The 16,025-nt window shown below is 70.5% G+C and carries 14 protein-coding genes; 3 read left to right on the forward strand and 11 right to left on the reverse strand.

Annotated elements, in window-relative coordinates:
• Window position 1: 1 nt before the first annotated feature.
• The 5 genes from ACWGIC_RS14605 to ACWGIC_RS14625 all read right to left on the reverse strand — a co-directional run bounded on the left by ACWGIC_RS14605 (window position 2) and on the right by ACWGIC_RS14625 (window position 5,421).
• Window positions 2–1,207 (reverse strand): MFS transporter, encoded by a 1,206-nt coding sequence (locus ACWGIC_RS14605; RefSeq protein ID WP_452076410.1) that lies wholly within the window; start codon window positions 1,205–1,207, stop codon window positions 2–4.
• Window positions 1,208–1,346: 139 nt separating this feature from the next.
• Window positions 1,347–2,516, reverse strand: coding sequence for a S8 family peptidase (locus tag ACWGIC_RS14610; RefSeq protein WP_452076411.1), 1,170 nt, complete (start codon window positions 2,514–2,516; stop codon window positions 1,347–1,349).
• A gap of 61 nt (window positions 2,517–2,577) precedes the next feature.
• Entirely contained in the window at window positions 2,578–3,048 is a 471-nt protein-coding gene (locus tag ACWGIC_RS14615) for a thioredoxin family protein (RefSeq protein ID WP_452076412.1), read from the reverse strand.
• Between the two features lie 10 nt (window positions 3,049–3,058).
• The gene (locus ACWGIC_RS14620) at window positions 3,059–4,741 is read right to left on the reverse strand and encodes a cytosine permease (RefSeq protein WP_452076413.1); all 1,683 of its coding nucleotides are present in this window, start codon (window positions 4,739–4,741) and stop codon (window positions 3,059–3,061) included.
• A complete protein-coding gene (locus ACWGIC_RS14625; protein WP_452076414.1) occupies window positions 4,738–5,421 on the reverse strand; it encodes a tRNA-dependent cyclodipeptide synthase in 684 nt (227 codons plus the stop codon). Before ACWGIC_RS14625 ends, ACWGIC_RS14620 begins: the two co-directional genes overlap by 4 nt.
• 229 nt (window positions 5,422–5,650) lie before the next feature.
• Here ACWGIC_RS14625 and ACWGIC_RS14630 point away from each other — a divergent pair, with 229 nt between their 5' ends.
• Both ACWGIC_RS14630 and ACWGIC_RS14635 read left to right on the forward strand, forming a co-directional pair.
• Window positions 5,651–6,601, forward strand: a complete 951-nt coding sequence (locus ACWGIC_RS14630; protein WP_452076415.1) for a LysR family transcriptional regulator — start codon at window positions 5,651–5,653, stop codon at window positions 6,599–6,601.
• Complete coding sequence (locus ACWGIC_RS14635) at window positions 6,577–7,518, forward strand: LysR substrate-binding domain-containing protein (protein WP_452076416.1); 942 nt, start codon at window positions 6,577–6,579, stop codon at window positions 7,516–7,518. Before ACWGIC_RS14630 ends, ACWGIC_RS14635 begins: the two co-directional genes overlap by 25 nt.
• Window positions 7,519–7,578: 60 nt before the next feature.
• On the opposite strand, the gene ACWGIC_RS14640 is transcribed toward ACWGIC_RS14635, so the two are convergent.
• The 3 genes from ACWGIC_RS14640 to ACWGIC_RS14650 all read right to left on the reverse strand — a co-directional run bounded on the left by ACWGIC_RS14640 (window position 7,579) and on the right by ACWGIC_RS14650 (window position 13,043).
• Complete coding sequence (locus ACWGIC_RS14640) at window positions 7,579–10,941, reverse strand: S8 family serine peptidase (protein ID WP_452076417.1); 3,363 nt, start codon at window positions 10,939–10,941, stop codon at window positions 7,579–7,581.
• Window positions 10,942–11,184: 243 nt separating this feature from the next.
• Window positions 11,185–12,408, reverse strand: coding sequence for an MFS transporter (locus ACWGIC_RS14645; protein ID WP_452076418.1), 1,224 nt, complete (start codon window positions 12,406–12,408; stop codon window positions 11,185–11,187).
• Window positions 12,405–13,043 carry a GntR family transcriptional regulator gene (locus ACWGIC_RS14650; RefSeq protein ID WP_452076419.1) on the reverse strand — a complete coding sequence of 213 codons (639 nt, stop codon included), beginning with the start codon at window positions 13,041–13,043 and terminating at the stop codon, window positions 12,405–12,407. The genes ACWGIC_RS14645 and ACWGIC_RS14650 overlap by 4 nt, the downstream gene beginning before the upstream one ends.
• A gap of 93 nt (window positions 13,044–13,136) precedes the next feature.
• Between ACWGIC_RS14650 and ACWGIC_RS14655 the strand changes: the two genes are divergently transcribed.
• Window positions 13,137–14,021 carry an ornithine cyclodeaminase family protein gene (locus ACWGIC_RS14655; protein ID WP_452076420.1) on the forward strand — a complete coding sequence of 295 codons (885 nt, stop codon included), beginning with the start codon at window positions 13,137–13,139 and terminating at the stop codon, window positions 14,019–14,021.
• Here the strand turns inward: ACWGIC_RS14655 and ACWGIC_RS14660 are convergent.
• Genes ACWGIC_RS14660 through ACWGIC_RS14670 form a run of 3 tightly spaced genes read right to left on the reverse strand, consistent with a single transcriptional unit; the run spans window position 14,014 to window position 16,024 of the window.
• The gene (locus tag ACWGIC_RS14660; protein ID WP_452076421.1) at window positions 14,014–14,802 is read right to left on the reverse strand and encodes an ABC transporter permease; all 789 of its coding nucleotides are present in this window, start codon (window positions 14,800–14,802) and stop codon (window positions 14,014–14,016) included. The genes ACWGIC_RS14655 and ACWGIC_RS14660 overlap by 8 nt on opposite strands.
• Window positions 14,799–15,680 (reverse strand): ABC transporter ATP-binding protein, encoded by an 882-nt coding sequence (locus tag ACWGIC_RS14665; protein ID WP_452076422.1) that lies wholly within the window; start codon window positions 15,678–15,680, stop codon window positions 14,799–14,801. The genes ACWGIC_RS14660 and ACWGIC_RS14665 overlap by 4 nt, the downstream gene beginning before the upstream one ends.
• Window positions 15,677–16,024: a hypothetical protein gene (locus ACWGIC_RS14670; RefSeq protein WP_452076423.1), complete on the reverse strand. Its 348-nt coding sequence runs from the start codon at window positions 16,022–16,024 to the stop codon at window positions 15,677–15,679. The genes ACWGIC_RS14665 and ACWGIC_RS14670 overlap by 4 nt, the downstream gene beginning before the upstream one ends.
• Between the last annotated feature and the right edge of the window lies 1 nt (window position 16,025).

Genomic DNA, 16,025 nt, shown 5'->3' on the forward strand with positions numbered 1-16,025 from the left:
TTCACTGGCGCGGAAGCACGAAGCCAGCAAGGAAAACCGGCACGACCATCAGTGCGACGGCCGCCCAGGGCAACGCGCCGGGCGCGGCGCCGAGCACAATCCCGCCGATCAGCGCACCGCCCGCGACGGCGCCGTTCCAGCTCGCGATGGTCAGCGACTGCGCGACGTCGGCCCGGCGTCCGGCCAGTACCGCGGTGACCGCTTGGAAGGAAGTCGGCGCACCGCCGAAAGCCAAGCCCCACAACGCACTCGCGGCGAGCAGCAGCACCGGCTCGCGTCCGCCGAGGACCAGTATCGCGAAACAGCAGGCGGCGGCGCCGGCGCAGCACGTCAGCACGGCGCGAGGATGCCGGTCGAGGGCGATCCCGACCACCCACAGCCCGGCCACCGTGGCGACCCCGAACAGCAATAGGCCGGTGCTTAACAGCGCGAGATGTCCGCGACCGGCGTAGAACGGCCCGAGGTAGGTGTAGAACATGTTGTGCGCCAGGGAAAACGCAATCACCAGAAGCAACAGCGGGCGCAACCCCGGCGTGCGCAGCACCGTGCGGAGGCTCGTCCGGGCTCCCGGTTCCTCGCCGGACAGCGGCGGAACCACCGCCACGATCCACCACAGCAGCGGCGCCGCGACGAGCGCCATCCCGGCGAACACCCAGCGCCAGCCGACGAGATCGCCGAGCGCGGCACCTGCCGGGACGCCGAGCGCGAACCCGACCGGCGTGCCCGCCATCGCGACGGCGAGCGCGCGGCCGGACTGGTGCGCGGGCACCAGGCGCATGGCGTAGTTCGCCACCAGCGACCACAGAATCCCGGTGAGCGCTCCGGAAACCACCCGCGCCCCGAGCACGAGCGCGAACCACGGGGCCAGCGCGACCGTCAGGTTGGCCGCCACGAACCCGGCCACCAGCAGGAGCAGGAGTTTCCGGCGGGGCATCCGGGCCGACGCGGCGGTCAGCGGCAGCGCGGTGATCGCGGTGGTGATCGCGTACACCGTCACCAGCTGTCCCGCGGCGGCCGGGGACACCCCGAGGTCGGCCGCCGCCGGGAGCAGGATCCCGGCCGGGACGACCTCGGTCAGGCAGCCGAGGAACACCGACGTGGCCAGCGCCAGCAGCGCGGGCAGGGGGAGGGCGGTGCGGCCGGGCGGCGCCGTGATGTCCATGGTGGTCCCTGGGGTCGTGGCGGCCAGCCCGGCCGCGCCGGTCACGCGGTCTTCATCAGCAGGTTCTGGGATGCCTCGTCGGGATCGCGGTTTGGCGACCGCATCGGCTGCGCACCGTGAACACGCCGTTGAAGTGTGCGGCGGGGGTGCGGCCGGGTGGGGTCGCGGCACCCGGCCGCACCGGCTACGCGGTGTGCAGCAACAGGTTGTGCGAACCCTCGCCGGGATCGCCGACCTTGTCCTTCGCCGCCGCGTCGGTCAGGCCCTTGAGCACCGCGTCCGGGGCGGCGTCCGGGTGCGCGGACAGGTACATCGCGGCGACCCCGGCCGCTTCCGCCGAAGCGATCGACGTCCCGGAAACCACGCTGGACGCGCAGTCCCCGGCGTTGCTCGCGGTCTGGATGTCCTCGCCGGGCGCGTAAAGATCCACGCAGCTGCCGAAATTCGACGACGGCACCCGGCGGTCGGCCGGATCGGTCGCTCCTACGGTGATCCCGGTGGTCTGCCGGGCAGGCGTGATGTCGCAGGCGTTCACCCCGGTGCCGCCGGTGCCGTTGCCCGCGGCGGCGGTGTAGGCGAGACCGTTCTGGGTCATCTTGTAGAGCTGGATGTCGAGGACCGTCCCGCTGGGACCGGCGAAGCTGAGGTTCAGCAGGGCCGGGCGCTGCGCGTTGAGGTTCACCCAGTCCAAAGCGGACAGGATCTGCTCGGATGTGCCCGTGCCGTCGCAGCCGAGGGTCCGCACCGATTCGACCGAAGCCTCTTTCGCGACCCCGTAGCGGCGGCCCGCGATGGCGGCCGCGACCTGGGTGCCGTGTCCGTTGCAGTCCGATCCGCTCAGGTCCCCGCCGGGATCGACCGCGTCGTACGCGGCGTGCGCGCGTCCGCCGAAGTCGTGGTGGCTCGTGCGCACCCCGGTGTCGAGCACGTACACGTGCACGTTCGCCGCGGTGTTCGGGTAGGTGTAGCTGCCGTCGAGCGGGAGGTCGGTCTGGTCGATCCGGTCCTGTCCCCACGAAGGCGGGTCTTCCTGGGTTCCGGCCGCGGTGTAGACCTGGTTGTCCCCGACCGTGGTGACCGCGGCGTCGGTCAGGTACTTGTCGTGCTGCTCGCGGGTCGCGGAAAGGGAAAACGCTTGCGAGACCGAGTAATAGACCCGGCGCAGCGTGCCGCCGTACTTGGCGATCAGCGTGTTCGCGGCGGCGGTGACCTTGTCCTTGTCTTTGTCCATCGGCTTGAGCCGCACGATGTACACCGCGGTGTCGCCCGGCGAAGCAGAGGCAGCCATCGGCACCGAGCCAGCCGCGATGGTGAGAAGCGCCGCCAGCACGACGGCTTTCGGGGTGCGTTTCATGGTCGTCCCTTCGGGGAGCCTCCGCCGGGATCTGGGGGCATCCCGGCGGAGGCAGGCGATATCAGAGGTTGTTCAGCCAGGTGCGCAGGTCGTCCGGGCCGCTGCCCTCGTCGAAGCCGACCACCCGGCTGCCCTTCTCCTGGCCGCTGGAGATGTCGATCAGCGTCGGGATGTACTCGATGCCGTACTTGTCGGCGATGTCCTTGTTCTGGCCCTGCTCGCTCAGGTCCACCTTCGCCCAGATCCACTTGCCGTTGTCGGCCGCGTGGTATTTCTCCAGGTAGGGAGCCATCTTCTGACAGGGGCCGCACCAGCTGGCGTAGAAGTCCAGCACCACCGGCTTGGTCTTGGACATCTCCATCACCTGGTCGTAGTTGGCCGAGGTCACGTCGATGACGGTCTCGTCCTGCGGGGCCAGCGAGACGTAGGACGCCGGGGTCTGCGCCGCGTTCGCCGGTGCCGCCGCGGCACCGCCGAGGACCCCCGCCGTGATCGCCGCGACGGCTGCGAACATCCGGATTCTGGTTCCCATGTTCTCTCCTTTATTCGGGGTGGTTGACCGGCACCGGCGCGGGACGCGCCGGGGCTTCGGGGGCGGGGCCGGTTTCGGTGGGATGGCCGGCTCCGACCCAGTCTTCGATTCCTTCGCGGTACTTGCGGACGTCGCGGTAGCCGAGCTCGAGCAGCCGGGCTCCGACGAATTCGCTGTTGCGGCAAGGGGTGTTGGCGCAGTAGACGACGATCGCCGCGCTCTTGTCCGGGACCACCCGCGGGGCGTGCTCGTCGGTGAACCGCGCGGCCTGCTCGTAGGGGAAGCCCGGGATGTTGCGGGCGCCGGGCAGGTGTTCGCGGGCGTAGTAGTCGGCGGGCATGGTGTCGACGACGATCACCGTGCCCTCGTCCATCGCGGTTTTCAGCTCTTCGCGGCCGATCAGCGGCAGCATGCCGGTTCCTCCCGGGTTCCGGCGGCGGGTCAGCAGGCCCGCCGCGAGGTAACTGACGAACGCCACGACCACCGAGTTGATCGTGGGAATCCCGAAATCGAAGACGAGCGCGAACGCCGTCCCGAGCGCCCAGCTGACCAGCGCGGCCGGCGCCCAGTTACGGCCGGCGACCGCCTGGCCCCGGCGCAGGGCGGCGAAAACGGGACGGCACCGGCGAAGCACGAAGTACTCCGCGATCAGCACCCCGGCGACCGGCGGGGTGAGCACGCCGACCGCGGTCAGGAACCCGGCGAAGTGGTCGGCGATGCCGAGCGCGGACGCCGCCGTGCCGAAGACCCCGAGCACCAGCACCACGTGCACCCGGCGGACCTTCCGGTCGAACAGCACATCCACGACGTTGACCAGGCCGAGCGAGGAGGAGTACAGGTTCCAGTCGTTGATCTTGAGGATCGCGGTCGCCAGCACCAGCGTGCCGAGCACCCCCGAGGAGGAGGTGACGATGCCGACGACGTCCGAGGTCGCGGCGGCGTGCGCGAGCAGCACGCCGATCAGCCCGATCAGGTACTCCCCGAGCGTCACGCTGAGCACGGTCTGCTTGACCACGTCGCCGCGGGTGCGGTTGAACCGCGTCATGTCCGGGGTCATCAGCGCGCCGAGGATGAACGCCCCGGACACCAGCGTGGTCGCCGCGCCGAGCGACAGGGGCGGTCCCGGCGGGGGAGCGGAAATCAGGGCCGCGAGCGAATGCGTGTGCAGCGCGTCGAACACCGAATACCCCGCCAGCACAAGGAAAGCGGGCACGGTCAGGTAGGCGGTCCAGGCCATCAGGCGGAAGCCGTAGACCGTGATCACGGTGATCACCAGCCCGCCGAGCAGCGCCCAGCCCCACTCCGGCAGCACTCCGCCGAGGGCGTGCATCCCGTGCGCGAACACCCCGTTCTGCACGCCGAACCAGCCCGCGAGACTGATCGCCACCAGCAGGCCGACCAGCGCGGAACCCTTCCGGCCGAACCCGGCCCAGCGGGCCAGCACCGAGGTGGACAGCCCCTCCCGCACCCCGGCGATGCCGAGCAGCACGGTGATGACCTCCAGCAGCACCGAACCGATCGTGATGGCCAGCACCGCTTGCCAGAACGTCATGCCGTAGCCGAGCAGCGCGCCGACGATGAACTGCTGGAACGACGAGACCTGCCCGAACCGCTGCACGGCGACCGAGGGCCAGGACCGGCGGGCGGCGTCGGGGACGCGGGTCAGAGAATAGTCGTCGTGGCGATCGCTCATCGGCCGGTCGCTTCCAGCGCGGCTTCGGCGACCACCAGGAAACCCTGGCCCGCCTTGGGCTGGAACGCGAATTCCCGGTCGAAGAACTTCTGCAGAAACGGCACCCGCTGGTGGTAGACGAACATCGACCGCGGATTTCCGGTGACGATCCCGGAACCGGCGAACAACGGGAGTTCGGCGAGGAAGTAGCGGACCGCGAGCCGCAGCGCCCGCTCGTCCGGCACGTTTCCGGTCCGGCCCTGCAGCACCCAGGTGGAAGCGCCGTAGCAGGCGGAACGGAATGCGCCGTCGGTTTCGAAGTGGTTTTCCGCCTCGGCCAGCAGCCGCCGATAGGCGGGCAGTTCGCGCAGCCGGGCCATGCCGAGGATCCGGCTCTCCGGGTCGGGCACGTCCAGCGCCCGCAGCGCGGCGGCGATCTTGTTGTGCACGTGGCAGGACTGCCGGTGCGCTTTCTGTTTCGCCCTGGCCGGCGGGTATCCGAGCGCTTCGAGTGTGTAGGCGGTGACCTCGTCCGGCACGAAAAAGCAGAACTCGGCGAAGCGGTCCGCGGTCCACGCGGCGAGCCGGGTCAGCCGTTCCGCGGTGAAATAGCCGTTGAACGGGCTCACCCCGACACAGGCGTGCCGGACGTCCGGATACAGGCTGGCGCAGCCGGAAGACAGCGGAGTCGCGTCGAACATGGGAACCCTCCACCTTTTCTCGTCTCGATTCCGCGATTTCTCCCGGCGGGGCGGGACTGGTGCGGCTCACTGTGCCGGGATCGAAGCGGCGCGGGTAATGCCTGCCGGTTATGCCGTCGCGGGACGGCGGGCGGCCGCGGTTCGGAAAGAGGTTTTCCTACTTTGGTCGGGCAATCGCCACACTTTCGCCGGTGCACTCGCCGCGGGGGAAGTCATATCGTGGACTTTCGTGGAGTTGGAACTGAAGCATTTGCGCCACCTCCAGGCGATCGCGAAAGCGGGCAGCCTCAACCGCGCCGCCGTCGAACTGGTGCTGCCGCAGCCCGCGCTCAGCCGCGAACTGCGCCGGATCGAGGAGCTGCTCGGCCGGTCGCTGTTCGAGCGCGCCCGCGCCGGGGTGCGGCCCACGCCGTTCGGGCAGCTGATCCTCGACTACGCGGACGGGATCCTCGCGCGCACCGCCCGGATCGGGCCCGCACTCGCGCAGCAGGGCGCCCAGCGGGCCGGCGCGCTGCGAGTCGGCTGGTCGGAAACCCCGCTGTCCGGCTCTCTGCTCCGCGCGCTGGAGACGGCCGGGCTCGGCGACCGGGCGGAGATCCGGACCGCCGAGTCGACCGCGGAGATGGTCGGCTGGTTCGGCCGCGGCGAACTCGACCTCGCCGTGCTGTCCGAGCAGTGCGAGGTGCCGCTGCCGGCGAACACCGGCCGGATCGACCTCGCCGAGGACCCGCTGCTGATGATGCTCCCGGACTGGCATCCGCTGGCCGCCCGGCACACGGTGGACCTGGCCGAACTGGAGCACGAGCGGTGGATCTCCTCGACCGGGCCGGACCGCTGCCGCGAGTTCCTGGCCCGGGTCTGCGGCCCGTACGGGTTCGCCCCGGTGATCGCCCATCACGTGCCGGTCTCCGGCCCCCGCGACGAGATCGTCCGCTACCAGGGCGACGTGACGCTCATCCAGGCGTCCCGCCCGCTGGCCCCGGGCGTGGTGCACCGGCCGGTCCGGGAACTGCGGATGCGGACCAGCCATTTCCTGCTGTACCGCGAGGACAGTCCGGTCGCCGCGCGGGTGGGCCTGCTGGCCGGTTTGGTCCTCGACACCTATCACGACGAGCGCGGCGCGAACGGCCCGCGCGCGATTCCGAAAGAACTGCCGTGGCTGACCGCCCGGACGAGCTGATCCGTCCGGACATCGAGCTGCGGCAGCTGAAACTGGTGGTCGCGGTCGCCGAAGCGGGCAGCGTGGCCGCCGCGGCGGCTGTGCTCGGAAGCACCCCGGCCAAGCTCGCGCTGCGGATCAAACGGCTGGAGCGGATGATCGGCGCCGAACTGCTGGCCGCGGAACCGGCCGGGAAGCTGTTCACCGAAACCGGCGAGCTCCTGCTCGAACACGCCTCGGTCGTGGTGCCGCAGTTCGACCGGATGCTGACCGCCGCTCGCGCCGGCCTTCAGCAGTCCGCCGCGCGAATCCGGATCGGCTCCGTGCCGACGCCTGTGCTGCCGCGGCTGATCCGCGAGGTGAGCCACCGCAATCCCGAAGCAGAACTGGCGGTCCGGACTGGCGAATCGGCTGCGGAGCTCGCCGGAGCGCTGCTTCGCGACGAGCTGGACCTCGGCGTGCTGCGGCAGGACGCCGTGCGGGAACATGCCGCCCTTGAGTGGGTGTCGGTAGCCACGGAACCGCTTGTGGTCGGCATTCCTTCCGGACACCCGCTAGGCGTTCCGGACTCGCTCACCCCGGCCGCGCTGTCCGGTCAGAGATGCGTTCTCCTTGACCAGACTGTGCAGCCCCGGACGCGCGCGCTGCTCGCGGCCTTCGCCGACGCCGGTGCCGATCCGCGGCTCTGCTACGCCGAAAGCGATTGGGCGGCGTTGTGTCTCGGTTACGGAGCCGGAATCCTGACCGTGACAGCTCCGCCGGTGACACCGATGCCGGACACCGCCTACCGCCCGCTGCACTGCGCGGCCACGAACTCGACTCTTGTGCTCGTCTGGACCGACGGCGGACGAGTCGCCTCCTGCGTGCCACAGGTCCGTGCGGCGATGACGCTCGCGCATGCCGAATTCCTCCGCACGCTTGTCCATTGCCGTCCGTGAAGGACTCCTTGAGGGAATCTGATTCCCTCAAGGAGTCCTTCACGGACCTCACGGAACGCGTCAGCCGATGCGGTAGCTGTACGGCAGAGTCGCCAGCACCTCACCGGTTCCGACCTGCGGCAGACCGGTCACGCCGGTCGGCAGCGAAGGCACGGTCACGATGTTCAAGTGCCCGGAAACCTTTTGCCCGCGATCGCCGGACGGCCTGATCGTCACCTGGATGGTCGCGGTTTCGCCCGGTTTCACCAGCTGCGGCGTGCCTCCGGTGCCGTTCGGGTCCACCGACTGCCCGTACGGGTCGCCGGTCGACGACGTCACCGAGCTGTCGAAGCCCGCGGTCTCGATCGACGCCGTGTAGCTGGAATGCCCGGCGGGCGCGCCCTCCGGACCGAACGGGCCGATCTCCTGCACGTCGGCGTACCAGACGCCCTTGGTGACGTACCCGGTCTTCTCGCCGATCGTCGCGACCGACACGGTGCTGCCGTTCTGCGCCGACTTCAGGTCGCCGAGCACGTCGATGCCCGCCGCCGAGCCCTGGATTTCCGCCTGCGCGGGCACGGTCGAGGACGTCGCGACGGTGAACTTGCTCGTCTCCGGCGGGATCGAGTACACCGGCGCGTTCGTGTTCAGCTCCGGCAGATCGACCTCGGTCGAACCCTGGATCGGTTGCGGCTGAAGCGTTTGCCGGGCGGTCGTGCGCGCGTCGACGCCGATCGCGATCGGCTCGACCCCGGCGTTGCGGACCGTCACCGGCACGGTCACGGCCTTGCCCGCCGCGAGCGACGCGGACTGCGGCAGCGCGGGCGCGCTGGCCGAGACCTGGTCGAAGCCGACGGTTCCGGTGAACGGCTGGTCGATCTGCTTGCCCGTCACCGGGTTCTGCACGACGAGCACGAGGTGCCAGCGGCCCGGCAGAGGGTTCGCGTCGACGAGCTGCAGCCCGGTGCCCTGCTTCAGCGTGGTGGCCGAATCGAGGTAGGCGTTGCTGTTCACGTCGGCGAGTTCGCCGTTCGGGTCCACCAGGACGCCGTCGAGCAGCGTGCCCGGATCCTGCAGTTTCACCGCGACGTCGAGGTCCCGCTTGCCGCGCGGCACGTCGAATTCGTAGGAGAACGTCTGCGCGGGCGACACGGCACGGGCGTTGCCGCCGGTGATCGTGCCGCTGAAGGAGCCAGGGCCGTTGTTCGTCGGGATCAGCGCGCGCAGCACGGCGGACACGCTGGTCTGGTGGCCGTCGGAGCTGCCGAAGGTGATCGAGTAGTCCGCGTCGCCGCCGCTGCTCGGGGTCTGCAGCGAGACGTGCACCGGCTTCGTCTGGCCCGGCTTGAGCTCCAGGATCTGCGGCGACACCTGGCCGTACGGGACGGTGCGCTGCGCGGTGGTCGCGAGCTGGACGTCACCGGTGTAGCCGGCCGGTCCGGACGCGGAGTACAGCACCGCGGTCCACGTGCCCGCTGCCGGCCGCGTGACGTCCACGTTGGCGTAGTTCGCCGTCGCGGCCCCGCCCTGCGGACGGCTGTTGGCGACGAAAGTGCCGTCCGGCGCGAGCAGCGTCAGCCGCACCACCGGGGTGACCGACTGGCCGTTGACCGTCTTCGGGCTGCCCTGCCAGGCCATCCGCGCCAGCAGCCGCTGCGCGCCGTTCGGCACGGAGAACGTGACCTTCTTGTACGCCCAGTTCGTGCCGTTGAAATACGGGAAAGTCGGCAGCTTCGCGGCGTCGAACGCGGTGGTCTGCGTCTGCGTGCCCATCGGGGCGAACGTCCGCGTGCCGGTGCTGACCGTCAGCGGCTTCGTGCCCGAGTTGGTGACGTTCACCGACGCCTGCTGCGTGCTGCCCGGCGCGCCTTCCAGCGTCAGCTGGTCGGCCGACAGCGAGATGTTCGACGAGACTCCCGCCGGGGCGCCGGTCGAACCGGGAGCGGTGAGCGCCGCTTCGACCGCCGCGCGCGCGTCGAGAAGGCCAGCGCCCTGCTCGTCGGCGGGGAGGTTGAGGTCGCGCGCGGTGCTGGTGATGATCTGCTTCACCTGTGCGGGCGTCGGCGACGCGCCGTGGTGCGCATTGCGGTAGCTCTGGATCACCAGTGCGGCGACCCCCGCGGTCAGCGGGGCGGATTCGCTGGTGCCGCCGAAGGATTCGAGGTCGGTCGGCTGCGGCACGGTGTTGAAGTTGCGGCATTCCGCGTACGCCGGGGAGCAGTCGGCCCAGTTGCCCTCGCCGGGCGCGACGAGGTCGATGGTGCGGCCGTTCTGCGTGATGCCGGACGAGGACAGCGCGGAAATGTTGTCGCTCACCCATTTTCCGTTGGAGAACGGGAAAGCCGCGTACCCGGTCTGCGCGTACAGCCGGTTGTCGGTCGTTGCGCCGGTGGAGATCACCAGCGGGTCGGTGGCCGGGCTGCCGATCGTGGACGTGGTGCCCGCGTCGCCGCTGGAGGCGGTCACCGTGACGCCCGCGGCGACCGCTTGGTCGTTGAAGACCTGGAACAGGTTGCGGGAGCTGGAATCCGGGTACTGGTTGAGGCCGAGCGACTCGTTGATCACGTCGACGTGGTCGACGGTCACCGCGTAGTCGATCGCCTGCAGCACCGCGGAGTTCGTGGCGGTCTTGCCGAAAACGTTCAAGCCCACCAGGCTCGCGCCCGGCGCGACACCCTTGACGACGATGTTGCAGCCCGCCGGGAGCGGGTGCTTTTCGTTCACGAACTTCGACAGGTCATGCACCACGACGCCCTGCGCGGCGATCGACGAAGCGTCGCCGAAGGCCTCGGCCCCGGAGTCGGTCGTGTTCGGACCGTCCCCGGAGAAGTCCTGGTAGTCGGAGAACACGTGGCTGCCGTCGGGGCGGATGAAGTCGGCGTAGTTCGGGTCCATGTTGTCGGCGAGGAACGCGACCTTCACCCCGGCTCCGTTGGCCAGATCGGACGCGCTTTTCCCGCCGTTGGTGCTGTACGCGCGGATCGACGTCAGCGCTTCGGGCTCCAGCAACGGTTTCGCCGGGTCGGACGGACAGGTCGCGTTCGGCAGCGCCTGCGCGGCCGGTCCGCCTGCCTTCGGCGCGGCGGCCGGTGCGCTCGGTTTGGCGTCCGGCAGCGTCACCTTGCTGTCCGGCAGCACCTGTGCGACCGCCGGGTCGTGCGCGAGCTGCGCGGCCTGTGCGGGCGTGACGGTGGCGGAGAAAGCGTTGCCCAGTGCGAAGTGCTTGACTTTGGCCGGTGCCGCGCCGGTGAGCTTGGCAAGCACCGAATCCTGTTCTTGGGTGGCTTTCGCGCGACGAGTGTCCGAGGCCGCCTTGGTGGGCGGCGCGCTGGGCAACTGGTCCGCGAGGACCACGATCACCGATTGCGGCGCGGTGCCGGCCGGAGCGGCAGCCTGCGCCGGCTGGGTGATCCCGGCCAGCACCAGACTGCCGGTCGCAGCCATGACCAGGGCGCGAACGGATCGCGAGGAACGCCCCATGTGCAGTTCCCACTTCCTGCTAGAAGGGTTCGTGAGTTACCGGCCCCGACGAAATCGGGCGCACTCGTGCCGCGCTCGATTTCCCGACAGCAGAACTCTTTCCGAATCCTTCACGATCCACAAGAGACAATAGTGGGAAACAAACCCGGCAAACGGGACCGAATTTCCGCGCGGCCGCGCATTCGGTCCCGTTTGCCGGAATCGAGGTCAGTCCTGGGGCAGGTGCCGGCGCGAGTGCCGCGTCACCACAAGGGTTCCCGCGATGGCGGCCAATGCGACACCGGCGAGCAGCACCGGGTAGCCCGCTACTCCGTTCAGGGCTGCTAAAAGTGACGGCAAGAGAAATCCGGCATAGGCCAGTGCGTAGTACACCCCGGTGAGTTCCGCGATTTCGCCCGGCCGGGCGAGACGTTGCAATTCCAGCAGACCGGACACCACGACGATGCCGTAAGCGGCGCCCAGCACGACTGCCGCGCCGAGCGCGATCCACGGCGATTCCTGGGCCGCGGCGACGACGCTCAAGACGAGGCCGACGCAAAGCACCGTCATCCCGGTGAGCACGGCTCGCGCGCTGGTGGCGCGGTCGACCCGCTTGGCGATCGGCTGGATTCCCACCCCCGCGCCGATCGCGCAGACGGTGAGCAAAGTGGAGTAAGCCAGCGCCCACGACCCGGTTCGGTGCTGGACGAGCTGCGGCAGGATCGCGTAGGCCACGCCGCACGAACCGAAGATCCACGGCGCGGCGGGCAGGATCACCCGGCGGAACCGCGGATGCCGGGCGGTGGCGGGCAACGCGGCGTGGACCGAATCGGACCGGGCGGCGAGTGTTTCCGGACTGCGCGTGACCGCGGCGAGCGAGACCAGCGCGAGTCCGATGTGGACCAGATAGGGAAGGACCATCGGCCACGGTCCCCACTGGGCGAGCGCCCCGGCGACGCCCGGCCCGATGCCGAGCCCGAGCGTGAGGCACAGCGCGGCGCGGCGGGTGCCGAGGTCGGCCGCGCTGTACGGGTCGGCGTCGGCGAGTTCCTTGATCCAGGTGGAACCCACGGCCATCGCGACCGCGATCGCGACGCCGGAGAGGAGCCGGCCGGCGGCGATCCACGCCACGCCGAGCGGGCCGAGTGCCAGCAGCAGGCTCGCCAGCAGCGACAAAACGGTCCCGGCGAACATCACCGGACGGCGACCGTACCGATTGGACAGTCCGCCGGACAGCAGCAGTCCCGGCACGAGGCCGAAGACGTACGCGCCCAGCAGGGCATCGACGGTGAACGCGGAATAGCCCGCGGCGTGGTACATCACGAGCAGCGGGGTGAACTGGTTGCCGCCCCAGCCGCACGCGAACACCGCGGCGGCGGCCGGGAACCAGGCCGGGCGGGCGGTCGTTTCGGGTGTTTCGGGCAGGGGAGCGCGATCAGCGGTGGTGGTCATCGACGGTGCACCGAATCCAGGTGTGCTCGCAGGGCCGGGGCGAAGGTGCCGGCCTTCGTCTCGGCCGCCGCGATGATGGTGAGCAGTTCTTCGTGTTCGCCGACGACCTGCGGCAGCCGGGAGGGGATCGGCGCGAGCGCGTGGACGTTCATCCGGCGCTGCCGGTCGGCGAGCGTGGTGTAGAAGCCGAGCAGCAAGGTATTGCCGCCGGCCGCGACGATCGTCCGGTGGAACAGTTCGTCGGCTTCGGCGAACGCGGGCACGTCGCCCGCTTCCGCGTGCCGGCGCTGGGTGTCCAGCACCGTGCGCAGCTGGTCGAGCGCGTCCGGGATCAGCTCCGGACGGCGGCCCAGCCGGTATACCGCGGCGCTTTCGACCGCCTCGCGGGCTTCGAGCACGTCCTCGGCCTCGCCGGGGGTGATCGGCACGACGATCGCGCCGCGCTTCGGGATCAGGTTGAGCAGTCCCTCGACCTGCAGCCGCAGGAACGCCTCGCGCACCGGCGTCCGGCTGACCCCGAGGCGTTCGGCGATCTCGCCCTCGGAAAACAGGTGGCCGCCGGGCAGTTCGCCGGTGAGCACCAGTTCCTTGGTCAGCTCGTAGGCGCGGTCGGCGGCGGGCTTCGAGGCGTTCACGGCTGCGACGCTAACATGCATCCCAGCTTGTATCTAAGCTGTTGTGACCTGCGGCTCAACAGGTCTGTCGGTGGCCTGTGGGATGCTCCGGGAGTGCGATTGCTCCTCAATGCCCGACCGACCGTGCGGCAAGCCGTCGACGCGGTCCGCGCCGCTCTCTCCGGCGGCCTCGACCCGGACCAGGACCCGCCGCGGGCCGTCGTCCCGGTGCCCACCGGCCAGTTCCTGCTCATGCCCGCCTTCTGGGACCGCTACGCCGGGGTCAAGGTCGCGTCCGTCGCGCCGGACAACCCGGCGCGGGGCCTGCCGCGGATCCAAGGCCATTACCTGCTGATGGACGGCCCGACGCTCACCCCGATGGCGCTCCTGGACGGTGTCGCGCTCACCTCGGTGCGCACAGCGGCCGTCTCCGCGGTCGCGGCGGACCTCCTCGCCGTGCCGGACGCGGAACGGCTGGTGGTGTTCGGGACGGGTCCGCAGGCGGAAAGCCACATCGAGGCGTTCCGGGCGGTCCGGCCAGTGCGCGAGGTGGTGGTCGTCGGCCGGAATCCGGAACGGACGCGAACCTTTGCCGCGCAGTACCCGTTCGCCCGGGTGGGCACGGCGGACGATGTGGCCGAAGCCGACCTGATCGTGTGCTGCACGTCCTCGCGGACTCCGGTTTTCGATGGCGCGAAGGTGCCGGAACACGCCACGGTGGTGGCTGTGGGCTCGCACGAACCGGAGGCGCGGGAAGTCGACGATGTCCTGATTGGACGGTCCACTGTGGTCGTCGAAGGGATCGGTTCGGCTACCCGCGAGGCCGGGGATGTCGTGCTGGCAATGGAATCCGGTGTGCTCACGGCGGATGAGCTGGTGCCGCTCGCGGCGCTGGCTTCGGGGCGGAAGGTGGTGCCGGGTCCTCGGCTGTTCAAGAGCGTCGGGATGGCTTGGGAGGATCTGGTGGTCGCGGCGGCGACTTACGAAGCTGTCACGTGACATCCCGGCGGAGCGGGAACGCGACCGCCAGCCCGGCCGCGACCAGTGCGTACCCGAGGAGAACGAGCGCTCCGCCCGCGGTGGGCAGCAGATGCCCGCCCGCGTGGCCGGTTTGCTGTGCCAGCGCGTCGGTGAGGTAGCCGAATTCGGTGAGCGCGGCGGTCGCTCCGCCGGGCAGGTAGGGGTAGATCGTGTTCACGCCGGGAATCGCGAGAAGCGCGATTTCGGCCACGTACAGATACCCGATCACGACAGCCAGCGCCGCGACGTGATTCCGCAGCAGCGCCCCGATCCCGACGCCCAGCACGGTGTAAATCGTCATCGCGGCGGCTAGCCGGAGGAGTAGTTCGGCGACTGTCGCGGGCGCGAGACCGACTGTCACGCCGTGGACGGCGGCGCTTCCGTAGAGCGCGAGCCCGGCGGCGGCCGCGGTGACGGTGCCGTAGCAGAGGCCGCCGATGGCGAAGGCCGCGAGTTTCGCGGTGAGGATCCGCCAGCGGCGCGGCGCGAAGAGGAACGTGACGGTGATCGTGCGGTGCCGGTATTCCGACGTCATCGCGACGGCGCCGAAGACGGCGGGGAACAGCACCGTCACGGTCGCCATGCCGAGCACGTTCCGCACCCCGGCGGCGGTGTCGAGGCCGGGCATCGGCGGCTGGACGTGCTGCGGGCCGATCAAGCCGATCAGCCCGACCAGGCCGCCGCCGCACACCGCGGCGGTGAGGAGCGCCCACAGCCACAGCCGGGTGGAGCGCAAGCGGCGGAGTTCCGCGGCGATCATCGGGGCGCTCCGCTCGTGAGGGCGAGGAAAACCTGTTCCAGACCGGGCTTTTCCGGGGTCAGCTCGTGGATGCGCAGCGTCGCCGCGGCCGCCCGGTCCGCGATCTCGGCGGTGCGGAGACCGGTGACGCGCAAGAGGTCCGGCGCGATCCGGTCGGCGGTTCCGCCCAGCACGCGGGCGAGTTCTCCGGCGTCGGGCGAGCGGACAAGCGCGACGGGCTCGGCCGCCGCGGTCAGCTCCGCGAGGGGCCCGGCGGCGACGAGCCGGCCGTCGCGGATGACCACTGCCCGCCCGGCGATCTGCTCGAGTTCGCTGAGCGCGTGACTGGAGATCAGCACGGTGCGGCCGCTCGCGGCGAATCCGGTCAGCAGATCGCGCAGCCACGCCATGCCTCGCGGGTCCAATCCGTTGCCGGGCTCGTCGAGCACCAGCACTCGAGGGTCGCCGAGCAACGCGGTCGCGAGACTGAGCCGTCGCCGCATGCCGGTGGAATAGCCGCGGGCCGGCCGGTCGGCGAAAGCGGTCATCTCCAGCTGCTCCAAGACCTCGCCGACGCGCCGGCGAGGCAGCCGGGCCATCGCCGCGTAGACGCGCAGGTGGTCGCGCGCGGAGCAGGACGGGTGCGGTTCGGCCCCGTCGAAGACCGCGCCGACCGTGCTCGCCGGGCGCGGCAGTTCGGCATACCGGACGCCGTCGATCGTCGCGGTTCCGGCGCTCGGCCGGACCAGGCCGAGGAGCATCCGCATCGTCGTGGTCTTCCCGGAACCGTTCGGCCCGAGGAAACCGGTGATTTCCCCGGACGGCGCGGAAAACGTCAGATCCGCGACGGCGGTCGTCGCGCCGAACCGCTTGGTCAGGTTCTCGGCCTCGACGCTCATGCGCGGGCCTTGATCGCGTCGGCCAGCTCGGCCGCGTCGGGCAGGCTGAGGAGCAGTTCGCCGAACTTCCCGCTGTCGAGGACGATCCGCAGCGCCGGCTGGGACCGGCGCACCGACACCAGCTGCCGCGTCCCGGTGCCCAGCCCCCAGACGCCGACCTTGAACACCCCGCTCACCAGCATGCCGATCCGGCCGCCGCGCGTGCGGGCCAGCGGGTTCCCGACGAGTTCCGCCGTCCGGACTTCGGCCAGCGGGACCGTGATCTCGTCCCGCCGCACCGCGAGCCGCTCCCATCGGGCGAACCGCACCCGGAGCCCGTCGCCGACGATTTCGGCCGTCGCCATC

The sequence above is a fragment of the Amycolatopsis sp. NPDC054798 genome, from assembly GCF_053611505.1.